The sequence below is a fragment of the Delftia tsuruhatensis NBRC 16741 genome (assembly GCF_001571325.1).
Taxonomy (GTDB): domain Bacteria; phylum Pseudomonadota; class Gammaproteobacteria; order Burkholderiales; family Burkholderiaceae_C; genus Comamonas; species Comamonas tsuruhatensis.
Genome location: NZ_BCTO01000009.1, coordinates 43,072 through 58,329, shown reverse-complemented (window position 1 = coordinate 58,329; position 15,258 = coordinate 43,072). Strand labels below are relative to the sequence as shown.

The 15,258-nt window shown below is 68.9% G+C and carries 13 protein-coding genes; 3 read left to right on the top strand and 10 right to left on the bottom strand.

The window, feature by feature from the left end:
- Positions 1-94: 94 nt before the first annotated feature.
- Complete coding sequence (locus DTS01S_RS02950; RefSeq protein WP_017406446.1) at positions 95-1,096, bottom strand: FecR domain-containing protein; 1,002 nt, start codon at positions 1,094-1,096, stop codon at positions 95-97.
- Complete coding sequence (locus DTS01S_RS02945) at positions 1,093-1,614, bottom strand: sigma-70 family RNA polymerase sigma factor (protein ID WP_016445457.1); 522 nt, start codon at positions 1,612-1,614, stop codon at positions 1,093-1,095. The genes DTS01S_RS02950 and DTS01S_RS02945 overlap by 4 nt, the downstream gene beginning before the upstream one ends.
- Before the next feature lie 1,081 nt (positions 1,615-2,695).
- Here DTS01S_RS02945 and groES point away from each other — a divergent pair.
- Entirely contained in the window at positions 2,696-2,986 is a 291-nt protein-coding gene (gene groES / locus DTS01S_RS02940) for a co-chaperone GroES (protein WP_016445456.1), read from the top strand.
- A gap of 48 nt (positions 2,987-3,034) precedes the next feature.
- Positions 3,035-4,678 carry a chaperonin GroEL gene (gene groL / locus DTS01S_RS02935; protein WP_016445455.1) on the top strand — a complete coding sequence of 548 codons (1,644 nt, stop codon included), beginning with the start codon at positions 3,035-3,037 and terminating at the stop codon, positions 4,676-4,678.
- 108 nt (positions 4,679-4,786) lie between these two features.
- On the opposite strand, the gene DTS01S_RS02930 is transcribed toward groL, so the two are convergent.
- Together DTS01S_RS02930 and hglS are read right to left on the bottom strand one after the other, a co-directional pair.
- Positions 4,787-6,064 carry an aminotransferase-like domain-containing protein gene (locus DTS01S_RS02930; RefSeq protein ID WP_061287326.1) on the bottom strand — a complete coding sequence of 426 codons (1,278 nt, stop codon included), beginning with the start codon at positions 6,062-6,064 and terminating at the stop codon, positions 4,787-4,789.
- A 123-nt stretch (positions 6,065-6,187) separates the two neighbouring features.
- On the bottom strand, positions 6,188-7,603 hold the full coding sequence (gene hglS / locus DTS01S_RS02925; RefSeq protein WP_017406079.1) for a 2-oxoadipate dioxygenase/decarboxylase HglS: 1,416 nt from the start codon (positions 7,601-7,603) through the stop codon (positions 6,188-6,190).
- Between the two features lie 165 nt (positions 7,604-7,768).
- Here hglS and DTS01S_RS02920 point away from each other — a divergent pair, with 165 nt between their 5' ends.
- Positions 7,769-8,689 carry a LysR family transcriptional regulator gene (locus DTS01S_RS02920; RefSeq protein WP_012207461.1) on the top strand — a complete coding sequence of 307 codons (921 nt, stop codon included), beginning with the start codon at positions 7,769-7,771 and terminating at the stop codon, positions 8,687-8,689.
- Here the strand turns inward: DTS01S_RS02920 and DTS01S_RS02915 are convergent.
- The 6 genes from DTS01S_RS02915 to DTS01S_RS02890 are packed head-to-tail and all read right to left on the bottom strand — an operon-like array spanning position 8,664 to position 15,243.
- Positions 8,664-9,620, bottom strand: coding sequence for a CobW family GTP-binding protein (locus DTS01S_RS02915; protein ID WP_061287317.1), 957 nt, complete (start codon positions 9,618-9,620; stop codon positions 8,664-8,666). The genes DTS01S_RS02920 and DTS01S_RS02915 overlap by 26 nt on opposite strands.
- A 1-nt stretch (position 9,621) precedes the next feature.
- Positions 9,622-11,286: an amidohydrolase gene (locus DTS01S_RS02910; RefSeq protein ID WP_061287325.1), complete on the bottom strand. Its 1,665-nt coding sequence runs from the start codon at positions 11,284-11,286 to the stop codon at positions 9,622-9,624.
- A gap of 19 nt (positions 11,287-11,305) precedes the next feature.
- On the bottom strand, positions 11,306-12,328 hold the full coding sequence (locus DTS01S_RS02905) for an ABC transporter ATP-binding protein (RefSeq protein WP_016450885.1): 1,023 nt from the start codon (positions 12,326-12,328) through the stop codon (positions 11,306-11,308).
- Positions 12,325-13,353 carry an ABC transporter ATP-binding protein gene (locus tag DTS01S_RS02900; protein ID WP_061287316.1) on the bottom strand — a complete coding sequence of 343 codons (1,029 nt, stop codon included), beginning with the start codon at positions 13,351-13,353 and terminating at the stop codon, positions 12,325-12,327. The genes DTS01S_RS02905 and DTS01S_RS02900 overlap by 4 nt, the downstream gene beginning before the upstream one ends.
- Positions 13,353-14,261 (bottom strand): ABC transporter permease, encoded by a 909-nt coding sequence (locus DTS01S_RS02895; RefSeq protein WP_061287315.1) that lies wholly within the window; start codon positions 14,259-14,261, stop codon positions 13,353-13,355. Before DTS01S_RS02895 ends, DTS01S_RS02900 begins: the two co-directional genes overlap by 1 nt.
- A gap of 4 nt (positions 14,262-14,265) precedes the next feature.
- Positions 14,266-15,243 (bottom strand): ABC transporter permease, encoded by a 978-nt coding sequence (locus DTS01S_RS02890; RefSeq protein ID WP_012207467.1) that lies wholly within the window; start codon positions 15,241-15,243, stop codon positions 14,266-14,268.
- Between the last annotated feature and the right edge of the window lie 15 nt (positions 15,244-15,258).

Below are 15,258 nucleotides of genomic sequence, written 5' to 3'. Positions count from 1 at the left end.
GGCAATGGAATGCGGGCGCAGAAAAAAGCGCTTCATCTCCATTGCCCCGCGAGACGCGAAAAGCGATCAGCCAGGATCGACAAGAGCCAGGAAATCAGGCCGGCTCGACCACCACCCAGTAGCGCGTGGCCGTGCGCAGGCGCACCGGCAGGGTGGCCAGCAGCATGGCCAGCACCTGGTCGGTGTCGGCCAGCGGATAGGTGCCGCTGACGGGCAGCTGCGCCACGGCGCCATCGCAGTCCAGGTGGCCGGGCCGGTAGCGCGACAGCTGGTCCAGGAACTCGGCCAGCGGCATGTCCTGGGCCACCAGCATGCCGCGCGTCCAGGCTGCCAGGGCCGGATCGGCGGGCCCGGCCGGCGTGGTGGCCTGAGCGTCGAACTGCGCCTGCTGGCCTGTTTGCAGCAGATGGAGGTGGCCGGGCCGTTCGCGGGGCGCGATCTCCGTGGCGCCTTCAAAGACCGCAACCCGGCTGGGCCCCTGGCCGCGCTGGCGCACGACGAAGCGCGTGCCCAGGGCTCGTATGCGGCCATGGCGGGTTTCGACGAGCAAGGGCGGCGCACTATCCTTCAGGCCCTGGGCCGTGGCCACCTCGATGTCGCCGCCGCGCAGGCGCACCAGGCGCTGCTGCGGGCTGAAATCCAGGTCGACCGCGCTGTCGGCATTCATCTGCAGCTGGGTGCCGTCCGGCAGGCGCAGGCTGCGCCGCTGGGCCGTGCCCGTGCGCAGGTCCGCCCCCAGGCCGGCCAGCCAGTCGCCCGAGGATGCCGGACCTCTCCATGCCACGGCACCGGCACCCGCGCCCGTGAACAGCAGCACGGCCAGGCTGCGCACCGCCAAGCGCCGCCCGCGCCCGCGTGCCGTGCGCGCGGCCTGGGCCAGGGCCACGCTGGCCGGCGTACCGGACAGCGGCTGCAGGCGTGCGCCCATGGCCTCTATGCGCAACCAGGCGCGCTCATGGTCGGGATGGGATTCGCGCCAGTGCTGCAGGCGCTGCGCCAGCATCTCGCGCGTGCCGGCGCTGTGATCATCGGACTGCAGCTCCACCAGCCATTCGGCGGCCTGCTCGCGCACCGCAAGAGGAATGGGCAGGCTCATGCGCCGTCGTCGTCCAGAAAGCAGACTTGCACCACGGCCCGCGCGATATGGCGGCGCACGGTGGGCACGGAAAGGCCCAGTTCAGCCGCGATGTCGGCCTGCCTCATGCCGTCGATCTGCGACAGCAAAAAGGCCTGGCGCACGGGCAGTGGAAGCAGGGCCAGCAGGCGGTCCACCTCGACCAGGGTCTGCAGCACGATGGCGCGGTGCTCGGGGGACTGGGCCACGGCCTCGGGCATGAGGGCCAGGGCGTCCAGATAGGCCTGCTCCACGCAGCGCTTGCGGTAGAGGTTGGCGGCCAGACCCTGGGCAATGGTCATCAGCAGGGCACGCGGTTCGCGAATGGCCTGGATCTCGGCGCCGCTGCGGCCCAGCAGGCGCACATAGGTGTCCTGGGTCAGATCGGCCGCATCAAAGGCATTGCCCAGGCGCTTGCGCAGCCAGCCCAGCAGCCAGCCGTGGTGGTCGGAGTAGAGAGTGGCGACATCGGGAACAAGGGCGCGGTCGGCGGCGGGCATGGGAAAGCGGCACGAGTGAAGCAGGAGGAACGGCACCGGGGCAATATGCACCGGCAAACAAGAATGCTTCTTATTTTCATTGTATCCAAATCCTACATCGTCATTGCACCAACCTGCGCACCAACGCCTGAGTGCGGACGCTCGGCGCGAACACCATCGTGGGCTGATTCCACCTTCGTTGAAACCAGTCGGAGCGACGGCATTGAGTCGACAGGAATCAGCGGTGCAGCGCGAAATGGGGCCTTCGAGGCGAGGCACGGCGCACCGAAGAATCGACTGGCCACTTCCAAACGGTGAAGCGGTCGTCCAACAATGGAAGCCTTCAACGGCCGGTGTTGGTCGTCCCTGTCACTCTCGCTTTGCACAGTGAAGGGCGTAGATCAGCCTGAGGCCATCGTTAGAAAGTCTGCAGTTGCCAACTGCTCCGCAGCGATTGCTGCTGCTCACGGCCACCTCGTGACCTATCAGTTGCAGCCACATGGTGGTCATCCAAGCTTCAGGGCTGGCGGCATCGCCAGATGCTTCGCTCCTCATCCGCACCCGACCTGGTGAAGCTCCCCTTTAGGACTGGGCCGTCATCGTGCCACGAAGGCGGAGCTTTTCTCCCTCTAACCACAGAGGTCACCAGACGAGGCTTCGGTCTCGTTCGCGCCTGATCAAGGACAGTCAGTCTGCACGGCTGGCTGATCTTGGGTGCGCTCAGCACCACGGCCAGGGCGCCTTCGATGCGACGTCAGGTCACAGCCCGCAAGGCTGCATGGTGATTCAGCGACAGCCTTTCGCCGGAAGTTCTGTGTGCTCCTGCAGGCTGCGCTTCGCCGCTGGCCAGCGCGGGCGCGCCCCGAAAAAACTAAAGATCAGTGGCGGAAAAGCTAATGGGTAGTGGCGTTCCGCACTCCGCGCCGGATGTGCCGTCTTGCGGCACATCCGGCCCTACCCCTTGAAACCTGGCCGAATTGCCTTATTATTAGCACTCGTTGGGTATGAGTGCTAACAATCCTCTGTCCCACATTGCTTCGAATGCCGGCCCGCCGGGCCGGCAAGTCTTTGTTTCAACTTTGTTGATGATTTAGGAGTTGGTATGAACCTGCGTCCCCTGCACGATCGCGTGATCGTCAAGCGCCTCGAAAACGAAACCAAGACGGCTTCGGGCATCGTGATCCCCGACAACGCCGCCGAGAAGCCCGACCAGGGCGAAGTGCTGGCAGTGGGTCCCGGCAAGAAGAACGACAAGGGTGAAGTGATCGCCCTGAACGTGAAGGTCGGCGACCGCGTTCTGTTCGGCAAGTACAGCGGCCAGACCGTCAAGGTCCATGGCGACGAACTGCTGGTGATGAAGGAAGACGACCTGTTCGCGGTCGTCGAAAAGTAATCCACGCGCTTCGAAACCGCACTTTCCAACTGAATCCGGAGAATTGAAATGGCAGCAAAAGACGTAGTTTTCGGCGGCGAAGCACGCGCCCGCATGGTTGAAGGCGTGAACATCCTGGCCAACGCGGTCAAGGTCACGCTGGGCCCCAAGGGCCGCAACGTGGTGCTGGAGCGCTCCTTCGGCGCCCCCACCGTGACCAAGGACGGCGTGTCGGTCGCCAAGGAAGTGGAACTCAAGGACAAGCTGCAGAACATGGGCGCCCAGCTCGTGAAGGAAGTGGCCTCCAAGACCAACGACATCGCCGGTGACGGCACGACCACCGCCACCGTGCTGGCACAGGCCATCGTCCGCGAAGGCATCAAGTACGTGGCCGCCGGCCTGAACCCCATGGACCTCAAGCGCGGCATCGACAAGGCTGTCGCCGCCCTGGTGGAAGAGCTGAAGAAGCAATCCAAGGCCACCACCACCTCCAAGGAAATCGCCCAGGTCGGCTCGATCTCCGCCAACTCCGACGAATCCGTGGGCAGCATCATTGCCGAAGCCATGGACAAGGTCGGCAAGGAAGGCGTGATCACCGTTGAAGAAGGCAAGTCGCTGGCCAACGAACTCGACGTCGTCGAGGGCATGCAGTTCGACCGCGGCTACCTGTCGCCCTACTTCATCAACAACCCCGAAAAGCAGGTTGCCCTGCTGGACAACCCCTTCGTGCTGCTGTTCGACAAGAAGATCAGCAACATCCGCGACCTGCTGCCCACGCTGGAAGCCGTGGCAAAGGCCGGCCGTCCCCTGCTGATCATTGCAGAAGACGTCGAAGGCGAAGCCCTGGCAACGCTGGTGGTCAACACCATCCGCGGCATCCTGAAGGTTGTGGCTGTCAAGGCTCCTGGCTTCGGCGACCGCCGCAAGGCCATGCTGGAAGACATCGCCATCCTGACGGGCGGCAAGGTCATCGCTGAAGAAGTGGGCCTGGCGCTGGACAAGGTGACCCTGGAAGACCTGGGCCAGGCAGTGCGCATCGAAATCGGCAAGGAAAACACCACCATCATCGACGGTGCTGGCCAAGCTGCTGAAATCGAAGCCCGCGTCAAGCAGATCCGCATCCAGATCGAAGAAGCCACCAGCGACTACGACCGCGAAAAGCTGCAAGAGCGCGTGGCCAAGCTGGCCGGCGGCGTGGCCGTGATCAAGGTCGGCGCTGCCACCGAAGTCGAGATGAAGGAAAAGAAGGCCCGCGTTGAAGACGCCCTGCACGCTACCCGCGCTGCTGTGGAAGAAGGCATCGTGGCCGGCGGCGGCGTGGCTCTGCTGCGTGCCAAGCAAGCCGTGGGCGAACTGAAGACCGGCGACGCCGAGCAGGACGCCGGCATCAAGCTGATCATGAAGGCCATCGAAGCGCCCCTGCGCGAAATCGTGGCCAACGCCGGTGGCGAGCCCTCGGTGGTGGTCAACGCCGTGCTGAACGGCTCGGGCAACTACGGCTTCAACGCCGCCAACGACACCTACGGCGACATGCTGGAAATGGGTATCCTGGACCCGACCAAGGTGACGCGTACGGCCCTGCAGAACGCCGCTTCCGTGGCATCGCTGCTGCTGACGACCGAAGCCATGATCGCCGAGTCCCCCAAGGCTGAAGGCGCCCCCGCCATGCCCGACATGGGCGGCATGGGTGGCATGGGCGGCATGGGCATGTAATTGCCCGCCGCAACCGGGCAGGCCTTGCGCCATACCCGGTTTGCCCCGCAAGAAAAAGGCCGCCCTCGGGCGGCCTTTTTCATTGCATGAACGCTGTTGCCGATGTCTTCAGGACACGGCCTGGCCCCAGGCCCGGCCCAGGCGCGCCACGGCCTCGGTGATCTGGGGCACGGTGGGCGCCGCATACGACAGGCGCATGCACAGGCCGGCCTGCTGCGCCGCCTCGGCCGGGAAGAAGGCCCTGCCTGGCACATAGAGCACGCCCTGCTCCACAGCAGCCGTGAACAGCGCCCGGGCCAGGGCCTCGGGCTCGCCCGCATGCCGTTGTGGCGGCAGCAGCTGCGCCCAGACGAACATGCCGCCCGCAGGCCGCACGAAGCGGATCTGCTCGCCCAGGGCCGACTGCATGCCGGAGCACAGCGCATCCATGCGCGCCGCGTACTCGGCGCAGGCCTGGGCCAGTTGGGGTGCATAGCGGCCCGAGCGCAGATATTGCGCGGCGATCATCTGCGCCAGCGGCGAGGTGCACAGGTCGGCCGTCTGCTTGGCGATGGTGCAGCGGCGCAGCAATTGGGCGTCGGCCAGCATCCAGCCGATGCGCAGCGCAGGCGCCACGGTCTTGGACAGGCTGGACAGGTAGACCACGGGGTTGGACTGGGCACCGCACTGCGCCAGGCCTGTTTCGTAGATCGACGGCTCGCGCTGGCCGGTAAAGCGCAGCTCGCCATAGGGATCGTCCTCGACGATGGCAAAGCCGTGCTGGCGCGCCAGCGCCACCAGGGCCTCGCGCCGCGCCGCGGGCAGCAGCGTGCCGCCCGGGTTGGAGAAGTTGGGCACGGTGTAGAGCAGCTTGGGGCGGCGCGCATGGGGCCACTGCGCCAGCAGGCTGGCCAGGGCACCGGTGTCCAGGCCGTGTTCATCCGTGGGCACGGCCACGATCTGTGCCTGGGCCAGCTTGAGCGTCTGCAGCGTGGCCGGGTAGGCGGGCACCTCGACCAGCACCGGATCGCCAGGCTCCACCAGCACCTTGACCAGCAGGTCGAAGGCCTGTTGCGAGCCCGTGGTCACGATCATGTCGGCCGGCGTGCAGGCAATGCCGCGCGTGGCGCACAGCGCGGCCAGGGCTTCGCGCAGCGGCAGCTGGCCTTCGCTGGCGCCGTACTGCAGGCTGGCGGCAGCGTCCTGCTGCAAAGCGGCCATCGCGGCCTGTTGCAGGCCTTCGGCATCGAACAGGCTGGGCGAGGGATAGCCGCCCGCCAGCGAGAGCATGCCGGGGCGGCTCAGATAGGGAAACAGCTCGCGTATGGGCGAGCCTTCGGGATGTGCGAACAGCGGGTTGAACAGATGGGCGGTGGGCGACTGAATGCCCAGGTCTGCAGTGCTCATGAAGGCCTCTTGCGGCTTTGCAAAAAACAAAGGGGCGCGTGCACAGGCCTGGCGCCTGCGCATGCGCCCCGGGAAAGGGGATACAGGGTGGATGCCGGCCAAAGCCGGCATCCAGGCAGCCGGTCAGGCCACAGCCTGGGCGGCCTGGGTGCGCAGCGCGCTGCGCAGCTGGTCGATGGAGCGCTGCTGCGCCTGCTCGTACAGCGCGATCTCGTCATGTACGCGCGCACCCAGGTCGGCCTCGAAGGCCTGCTGGGCCGCATGGGCCGCGTACTGCTTTTGCTCTTCGCCGCCCAGGTTGGACTGGAAGATGCCGGCCGCGCTCACGGGCAGGAAGTCTTCGTAGACGATGGGCTCGGCCTGGGCCAAGCCACGGGCGATCAGGGCGTCCAGGTCCGAGGCGGCGGCCGCGGCGGCCTCGCCTGCGGCCAGGGCGGCTCCCTCGTCGCTCAGCGTGAAGCGGTAGAAGGCCAGGTCCTGGCGGCGCAGCTGCTCATGCGTGTCGGGGAAAGCCTCGAAGACCTGGGCCAGGCGGCTGCCGTAGTCGGGTGCGGCACTGCCCGCGCTGCCCATGTCGCGCACCTGGGCCAGCAGCTGGTCGTAAAGCGCGCGGCCCTTGCGCGTGAGCGCCACGCCGCGCTGCTCGATCTCGCCGAAGCGCGCCGTGTGCGAGCCTGCGCCCGTGGCATCGCCGGCAAAACGCACGGTCTCCTTGAGCGCCTTGAAGCTGGTCTGGCGCAGCAGGATGGGGCAGGCGCGGCGCGGCGGGCCTTCGACCACGTCCTTGGCATCCATGCCGCGTGCGGGCATGGCGGCCTGGGCCGCGTCGATGTCCAGGGTGCGCGGCGTCAGGTGGTTGATGTGCGGGCCCTTGAAGCAGACCACGTCGGCGATCAGGCGGTGGGCCTTGTGCAGCGCGTCATAGGTGGCGCCGTCCACGGTGGATTCGCTGTGCCAGCGGAAGGTCTCCAGCGCCTCGCCGACGAATTCATCGGCCTCGGCATCGGTGAGGCCGCCGTTGGCCTCGGACTGGGCGATCAGCGCCAGCGCGCGCTCGGTGAAGATGTTGCGGCGCGCCAGGATGGCGGCAGCCTGGGCGCGCAGCGCCTCGTCGGCGATCAGGTCCAGGCGCAGCAGCGAGGTGAAGACGCGGAAAGGGTTGGCCAGCAGCGCGGCATCGCTGACGGGACGGAAGGCCGTGGAGTGCACAGGCACGCCGGCCACCGACAGGTCGTAGTAGCCCACGGGCTCCATGCCCATGATGGCGAACAGGCGGCGCAGCATGGACAGCTCGGCAGCCGTGCCCACGCGGATGGCGCCGTGGCGCTCCACGCCCAGGCGGGCCAGCTCGCCACTGCGCTGCATCCGGGCCAGCAGCTCAGGCTCGGCCTGCAGCGTGCGCTGGTTGATGTCGGCCACGAGTTCGATCAGCGTGCCGTACTGGGGCACTTCATCGCGGTACATCTCGGACATGGCGCTGGAAAAGCGCGCGCGGATCTCGTCGGAAGGCACGAAGGCGTTGGCGGACGTAGAAGACATGGTGCTTGTGGGGACTGATGGTGGGGCCGCAGATCAGCCTGCGGCATGGTGAATTCCTGGCCCGCATGCTAGGTCTGCGCCTTGAGCCTGGTCAAACGATAATCGGGCCCATAGGTCATTCCCAAACAGAATGCCCCTCCCACGATTGCCCCACCGCTCCCTGCCATGCTGCTGTCCCGCCGTTTCCTGCCCCCCATGTCCCTGCTGTGCGCCTTCGAGGCGGCGGCCCGGCACCAGAGCTTCACGGCAGCTGCGGCCGAGCTGCACCTGACGCAAAGCGCCGTCAGCCGCCAGATCCGAGCGCTGGAGGAGCGGCTGGAGGCGGAGCTCTTTGTGCGCGAGCGCCAGACCGTGCGCCTGAGCCCGGCCGGCCAGGCCTATGCGCAGGAAATCCGGGGCGCGCTGATGCGCATCTCCACGGCCACGCTGGGCTTTCGGGCCAACCCGCGCGGCGGCAGCCTGAACCTGGCCATCCTGCCCACCTTCGGCACGCGCTGGCTGGCGCCGCGCCTGCCGCAGTTCTTCAGCGCCCACCCGGGCATCACCATCAACCTGACGACGCGGCTGTCCCAGTTCGACTTCCAGCTCGAAGCCGTGGACGCCGCCATCCATTTCGGCCTGCCGCACTGGCCGGGCGCCGAGCTGGCCTTTCTGATGAGCGAGACCGTGGTGCCTGCCTGCAGCCCCGCCCTGCTGGCCCAGCATGGCTTTGCCCAGCCCCAGGACCTGCTGCAGGCGCCGCTGCTGCACCTGGCCTCGCGCCCCGATGCCTGGCAGCGCTGGCTGTCCGTGCACCATGCGCCCATGGCCGAGGGCCAGGGCATGCTGTTCGACCAGTTCGCCACCGCCGCCCAGGCCGCCATCGCCGGCGTGGGCGTGGCCTTGCTGCCACGCTTTCTGATCGAGCGGGAACTGGCCCAGGGCGATCTGGTGCGTGCCCTGCCCCATCTGCCCGAGATGGAAAGCGCCGAGCGCTACTACCTGGCCTGGCCCACGAGCCGCGGCAACTACCCGCCGCTGCAAAGCCTGCGCGAGTGGCTGCAGCAGGCAGCCCAGGATTTCATGCGGGACGGCCCGCAGCCCTGACGCCCGCAGCGCCTGCCACCAGCGCCTGCAGCGCCGCCACCGGCAACTGCCCGGCCAGGCCGATGGCCACGATGGCGGGCACCTGCTGCTGCGCGGGCGCTGATGCGGCGCGCAGCCGGCCGCTGCGCCCGGCAAATTGAAGCTCGCTCCACTGGCCCGCCCCGGTCTGCACCACGCCCTTGAGCCGCAGCACGCCAGCCGGCATGGCCTGCAGCCACGCCTGCAGGGCCGTCTCGCACAGCCCCCCGGGCGGCTGGCAGGACCAGGTCTCGAACTGCCGGCCATGCATGGGGCGCGCAGTGCTGGCACCCCATGAGACCTCCCGCACGCCACGCAGCAGGGCTGCGCCACTGAGCAGCTCCACGGGCACCCGGGCTTCGTGCACATCGCAGCGTTGCGCGGCTGGCGCGTGGCGGGCTATCCAGCCGTGCACGCGCTCCAGGGTCCGGGCTTCGGCCAGATCGGTCTTGTTGACGATGACCAGATCAGCCCGGGCCACCTGGCGCTGCAGCGTGTCGGCCAGCAGCGGGTCGGCCGCCTGCCCGGTCAGGGCAGCGGCATCGACGACCACGATGACGCCGTCCAGCGCCAGTGCGGGGTCGGCCAGGCCCAGCTGTGCAATGCGCCAGGGGTCGGAGACGCCGCTGGCCTCGACCACCACGGCGTCGAAGCGCTCGCGCTGCTGCAGCACGCCGATCAGGGCCATGGACAGGTCATCGCCGATCTGGCAGCACACGCAGCCATTGGTCAGCGCGATGGTGTCGCCGCTGTGGTCCTTGATCAGGCCTGCATCGATGTTGAGCGCGCCGAAGTCGTTGACCAGCACGGCCAGCCGCTGGCCATCCGCATGGCGCAGCCAGTGGTTGAGCAGCGTGGTCTTGCCGGCGCCCAGGAAGCCGCCGATGACCGTGAACGGCAACCGCTGTCCCATGTCATGCCGCCTTGAAGACGCGCCCCGACAGCACCGTGCCCCAGACCCTGAGGTCCTTGAGCACCATGGGGTCCAGGGACAGCGGATCGTCCTCCAGCACGCAGAAGTCGGCGCGCTTGCCGCATTCGATGCTGCCGATCTCGTGGTCCAGCTTCAGTGTCCAGGCCGCGCCCAGCGTGACGGCATGCAGGGCCTGGGCCACGGTCAGGCGCTCGGCCGCGCCCAGCACGCGGCCTTTGGGCGTGATCCGGTGGACCGCGCACCAAGCGGTGAACAGCGGCCCCAGCGGCGTGACGGGCGCATCCGAGTGAATGGCCAGCGGCACGCCGGCAGACAGCGCGCTGGCGCAGGCATCGAGCCGCATGGCGCGGTCCGGCCCCATGGTCATCTCGTAGTGCTGGTCGCCCCAGTACCAGAGGTGGTTGGCGAACAGGTTGGCGCACAGGCCCAGCGCCGCCATGCGGCGAAACAGCGGCGCATCGATCATCTGGCCATGCTGCAGCGTGTGGCGATGGTCGGGCCGGGGGGCGCGGGCCAGCACGCGGCCTATGGCGTCGATGGCGGCCTCGCTGGCCTCGTCGCCATTGGTGTGCGTATGGATGAGCAGGCCTGCGCGGTGGTAGGTCTCGAAATCGGCCTCGTACTGCGCGGGCGCGGTGACCCAGATGCCATTGGGCGCGCCGTTGTAGTGACCGGGCCAGCGCAGGCGTGCCGAAAAGCCCTGGATGGAGCCGTCCAGCATCATCTTGACCAGGCCGTAGCGCAGCCGGTCGGTGTTGCGCGCCATGAGCGTGCGCACATGCTCGGCACCGGCCTCGGCGCCATGCGTGCCGTGGAAGGCCTGGAAGGCGGGCAGGATGCGGATGGGCACCTGGTCGTCGCCCAGCGCGGCCTCCAGCACGCGGCAGTCCTGCTCGCCCAGCCTGTTGACCAGGTCGGTGGCCGTGGTCACGCCCTGGCGGCAGGCCAGGCGGGCGAAGGAGCGCACGCCCGCCTCGGTCATGGGCGCCAGCAGCCCGGCGTTGCCGATCTTGCGCAGCACCAGGAACATGGCGGCCGGTTCCTGCAGCTCGCCCGTGGGCTCGCCGGCCAGGGCGTGGCCGGGCGCAAAGCGCACCACGCCCTCGACCTCGTTGTCACGCGTGATCTCGGCCAGGCGCAGCATGGCGCTGTTGACGTTCATCAAATGGCCGTTGGCGTGCGAGATCACGACGGGACGGCCTGCGGCGGCCCGGTCCAGGTGCTCCACCGTCATGCGCTCGCCGCCAAAGTAGATGGGATCGAACCCCCAGGCGATCAGCGGCTGCCCGGGCGGCAGGCCCTGCGCATCCATGCGCGACGCCACCTCGGCCAGGCGGTCCACCACGGCATCCATGGAGCGCAGGCCGGGCCAGGTCTTGCCATCGGGGTCGCGCCGGTCGAACCAGCCCGTGTATGTCCAGTCCCACATGCTGCCTTCCTTGAGGTGGCAGTGGCCCTCCACCAGGCCGGGCAGCAGCACCTGGTCGGCGAAGCGCTCGTCGATGCGGCATTCGCCCCAGGCCGTGCAGCGCGCAAGGTCCCCGACCGCGAGGATGCGCCCGTCGCGCACGGCCACGTGCGTGGCCTCGGGCTGCATGGGGTTCATGGTGATGATCTTGCGGGCGGCGTAGACGGTGATGCTCATGGTGGCGGTTGCTTCGGGTTCAAAGGGCCAGCGGCGCGCGCGGCACGCCATCGATGTGGTCCACGCGGATGCAGCGCACCCAATGGCCGGGGGCGGCTTCGCGCAGCGGTGGCGCCTCGGCCGAGCACGCAGGCACGGCCACGGGGCAGCGCCCGGCGAAGCGGCAGCCCGCGGGCGGGTCGATGGGACTGGGCGGATCGCCGGCCAGCCGGATGCGCCGCGCCGCGCGCTCGCGCCCGCCGCGCACCGTGGGCACGGCCGACATCAGGGCCACGCTGTAGGGATGCAGCGGCCGCGCGAAGAAGGCCTGGCGCGGTGCGCGCTCCACGATCTGGCCCAGGTACATGACGGCGATGTCGTCGCAGATGTGCTCGACCACGGCCATGTCGTGCGAGATGAACAGGTAGCTCAGGCCCAGCTCGCGCTGCAGCCGCGCCAGCAGATTGAGGATCTGGGCGCGGATGGCGATGTCCAGCGCCGACACGGGTTCGTCGCAGACCACCAGTTCGGGCCGCGTGGCCAGGGCGCGCGCGATGTTGATGCGCTGGCGCTGGCCGCCCGAGAACTGGTGCGGGAACAGCTGGCGCTGCTCGGGCCGCAGGCCCACCTGGGTGAACAGCTCGGCCACGCGCGCCTCGCGCTCGGCCGGCGTGCCCACGTCCATCAGGTCCAGCGGAGCGCGCACCGCATCGCCCGCGCGCTGTCGCGGATTCAGCGAGGAGAACGGGTCCTGGAACACGATCTGCATGCGCCGCCTCGCCTGGCGCAGGGCCTCACCCGACAGGCCGCCCAGGTCGGTATCGCCCAGCTGCATGCGGCCCGCCGTCACGGGCGCCAGGCGCATCACGGCCAGCGCCGTGGTCGTCTTGCCCGAGCCCGACTCGCCCACCACAGCCAGCGTGCTGCCGCGCCGCAGGCTGAAGGACACGCCGTCCACGGCCTTGACCACCTCGGGCCTGCCGAACAGGCCCTTGCCCGGGCGCGGAAAGTGGACCTGGAGATCGTCCACCTGCAAGAGGGTATCGTCCATGCGTGCGTTCATGCCAGGGCCTCCGTGTGGACGCAGATGCGGGAAGCGGGAGCGTGCAGCCAGCAGGCCACGCCGTGGGATGGATCATCCAGCGCGACCAGCGGCGGCGCCTCGCTGGCGCAGCGCGGCTGGGCCTCGCGGCAGCGCGCACGAAAGGCGCAGCCGCTGCCCAACTCCCAGATCGAGGGCACGACGCCGGGGATCTCGGGCAGCTCGGTGCGCCCGCCTGCCTGGCTGCTGCCCAGCTCGGGCAGGCAGGCGATCAGGCCGCGCGTGTACGGATGGGCGGGCGCCGACAGCACCTGCTCGCAGCGGCCCTGCTCGATCACGCGGCCCGCATACATGACCATGACGCGGTCGGCCATCTCGGCCACGGCCCCCATGTCATGCGTGATCAGCACGATGGCCGTGCCCTTGTCGCGCTGCAGCTCGCGCAGCAGTTCGAAGATCTGGGCCTGCACGGTCACGTCCAGCGCCGTGGTGGGCTCGTCGGCGATCAGGATGTCGGGCCGGCAGGCCAGGGCCATGGCGATCATCACGCGCTGGCGCATGCCGCCCGACAGCTGGTGCGGGTACTCGTGCACGCGCCGCTCGGGCGCGGGGATGCCGACCTGCCGGAGCATCTCCACGGCGCGCTGGCGCGCGGCGCCCGCGTCCATGCCGGCGTGCAGGCGCAGCGGCTCGGCGATCTGCTCGCCCACGGTGAGCACCGGGTTCAGCGAGGTCATCGGCTCCTGGAAGATCATGGAGATGCGGTTGCCGCGCACCTGGCGCATATGGGCCTCGCCGGCGGCCACCAGGTCCTCGCCCTGGAAGCGCACCTGCCCGCCCGTGATGCGGCCCGGAGGCGAGGGAATGAGGCGCAGCAGCGCCAGCGCCGTCATGCTCTTGCCGCAGCCGGATTCGCCGACCACGCACAGGGTCTCGCCCGCGCGCAGATCGAAATCCACGCCGTTGAGCACCGTCGCCTGGCCGCGCCGGCCCTGGAAGGCCACGCGCAGGCCGCTGACTTGCAGCAGGGGGGTGTCGGTGTCCATCAGCGCTCCCTCAGCTTGGGGTTGAGTGCATCGTTGAGGCCATCGCCGATCAGGCTGACGGCCAGCACGGTGACGAAGATGGCGGCACCGGGAAAGGCCACGGCCCACCAGCACGACAGCAGGTACTGGCGGGCCGACCCGATCATCAGGCCCCAGCTCATCTGGTTGGGGTCCCCCAGGCCCAGGAAGGACAGGCCGGCCTCGAACAGGATGGCGGCGCCCACGGCCAGCGTGGCCGACACCACCAGCGGCGGCAGCGCATTGGGCAGGATCACCTTCCAGATGATGCGGCCGTGGCGCGCGCCGATGGCGCTCTCCGCGCGCACGAATTCAAGCTGGCGGATGCGCATGAACTCGGCCCGCGTCAACCGCGCAGTGGCCGGCCAGCTCACGCTGCCGATGGCCAGCGTGACCGTCACCAGCGAGGGCGAGAACAGCGTGACCACCACCATGGCGAACAGCAGCGCAGGCAGCACCTGGAAGAACTCGGTCACGCGCATCAGCAGCGCATCAACGCGGCCGCCGTAGTAGCCGGCCATCGCTCCCAGCGTCACGCCGATGCACACCGACAGCAAAGCCGCGAAGGCGCCCACCAGCAGCGTGGCGCGGCCGCCGTGGATGATGCCCGTGAGCACGTCGCGCCCCAGCTGGTCGCTGCCCAGCCAGGCCTCCTCGCTGAACGGCGGGCTCAGCGGCATGGTGCGGATCTCGAACGGGTCCGCAGGCCAGATCCAGGGGCCGGCGATGGCCACCAGCAGCACAATGAGCAGCATGGCCATGCCGGCAATGGCCGAGGGGTTGCGCAGGAACATGCGCAGCGCTTCGCGCGCCGGGTGCTCGGCATGGGCTGCGGCCTGCGGCGCGGCGACGCTCGCCACGGACACGGAAGGTGGTGTGATGGCATTCATGGTCTCAGGCCGCCTTGATTCGGGGATCGATCAGCCGGTAGCACAGGTCGGTGACGAGGTTCATCACGACCACGACGATGGAGGAGAACAGCAGCACGCCCAGGATGGTCGGGTAGTCGCGCCGCAGCACCGAGTCGAAGGCCAGCCGGCCCAGGCCCGGCCAGTTGAAGACCGTCTCCACGATGATGGCGCCGGCCATGACGTTGCCGAACTGCAGGCCCAGCATGGTCACCACGGGCAGCAGCGCGTTGCGCAGCGCATGGCGGTAGAGCACCACATGCTCGGCCAGCCCCTTGGCGCGCGCCGTGCGGATGTAGTCGGCGCCCAGCACGTCCAGCATGGACGAGCGCGACAGCCGGCTGTACTGAGCCAGGTAGACCAGGGCCAGTGTCAGCGCAGGCAGCACCAGGTGCCGGGCCACGTCCAGCAGGTCGGCAAGGCCCGCGCCGCCTGCGGCATCGGCCGAGCGCATGCCCGACACCGGCAGCACGGGCCACCAGGAGGCAAACGCCAGCACCAGCAGCATGCCGGTCCAGAACACGGGCGCCGCAAAGCCCACCAGGGACAGCACGGTGATGCACTGCGACAGCAGGCCGTTGGGCCGGCGCGAGGACAGCACGCCCAGCAGCGTGCCCACCACGAAGGCCGTGAGCACGGCGGCCAGCACCAGCAGCAAGGTGGCGGGCACGCGCTCGGCAATCATCTGCGCCACTGGCAGGTTGAAGAAGTAGGAGTAGCCCAGATCACCACTGGCCACGCGCGCCAGGTAGATGCCCAGCTGCACGGGCAGCGGCCGGTCCAGCCCGTAGCGTGTGCGCAGCTCGGCCATGAGCTCGGGCTCCATGCCGCCGCTGGCGCCGGCAATGGTCTCCACGGGGTCGCCGGGCGCCGCATGCACCAGCATGAAGTTCAGCACCACCACGGCCAGCACCAGCGCCAGGCCCTGCAGCAGCCGCTTGAGGAGTGTGCGAAGAAAAGCCATGGACTGCACCTCCCC

Bases quoted from the DNA above. Each gene is read 5' to 3' on its own strand.
- DTS01S_RS02950 (WP_017406446.1), bottom strand. From the start codon at position 1,096: ATGAGCCTGCCCATTCCTCTTGCGGTGCGCGAGCAGGCCGCCGAATGG.
- DTS01S_RS02945 (WP_016445457.1), bottom strand. From the start codon at position 1,614: ATGCCCGCCGCCGACCGCGCCCTTGTTCCCGATGTCGCCACTCTCTAC.
- groES (WP_016445456.1), top strand. From the start codon at position 2,696: ATGAACCTGCGTCCCCTGCACGATCGCGTGATCGTCAAGCGCCTCGAA.
- groL (WP_016445455.1), top strand. From the start codon at position 3,035: ATGGCAGCAAAAGACGTAGTTTTCGGCGGCGAAGCACGCGCCCGCATG.
- DTS01S_RS02930 (WP_061287326.1), bottom strand. From the start codon at position 6,064: ATGAGCACTGCAGACCTGGGCATTCAGTCGCCCACCGCCCATCTGTTC.
- hglS (WP_017406079.1), bottom strand. From the start codon at position 7,603: ATGTCTTCTACGTCCGCCAACGCCTTCGTGCCTTCCGACGAGATCCGC.
- DTS01S_RS02920 (WP_012207461.1), top strand. From the start codon at position 7,769: ATGCTGCTGTCCCGCCGTTTCCTGCCCCCCATGTCCCTGCTGTGCGCC.
- DTS01S_RS02915 (WP_061287317.1), bottom strand. From the start codon at position 9,620: ATGGGACAGCGGTTGCCGTTCACGGTCATCGGCGGCTTCCTGGGCGCC.
- DTS01S_RS02910 (WP_061287325.1), bottom strand. From the start codon at position 11,286: ATGAGCATCACCGTCTACGCCGCCCGCAAGATCATCACCATGAACCCC.
- DTS01S_RS02905 (WP_016450885.1), bottom strand. From the start codon at position 12,328: ATGAACGCACGCATGGACGATACCCTCTTGCAGGTGGACGATCTCCAG.
- DTS01S_RS02900 (WP_061287316.1), bottom strand. From the start codon at position 13,353: ATGGACACCGACACCCCCCTGCTGCAAGTCAGCGGCCTGCGCGTGGCC.
- DTS01S_RS02895 (WP_061287315.1), bottom strand. From the start codon at position 14,261: ATGAATGCCATCACACCACCTTCCGTGTCCGTGGCGAGCGTCGCCGCG.
- DTS01S_RS02890 (WP_012207467.1), bottom strand. From the start codon at position 15,243: ATGGCTTTTCTTCGCACACTCCTCAAGCGGCTGCTGCAGGGCCTGGCG.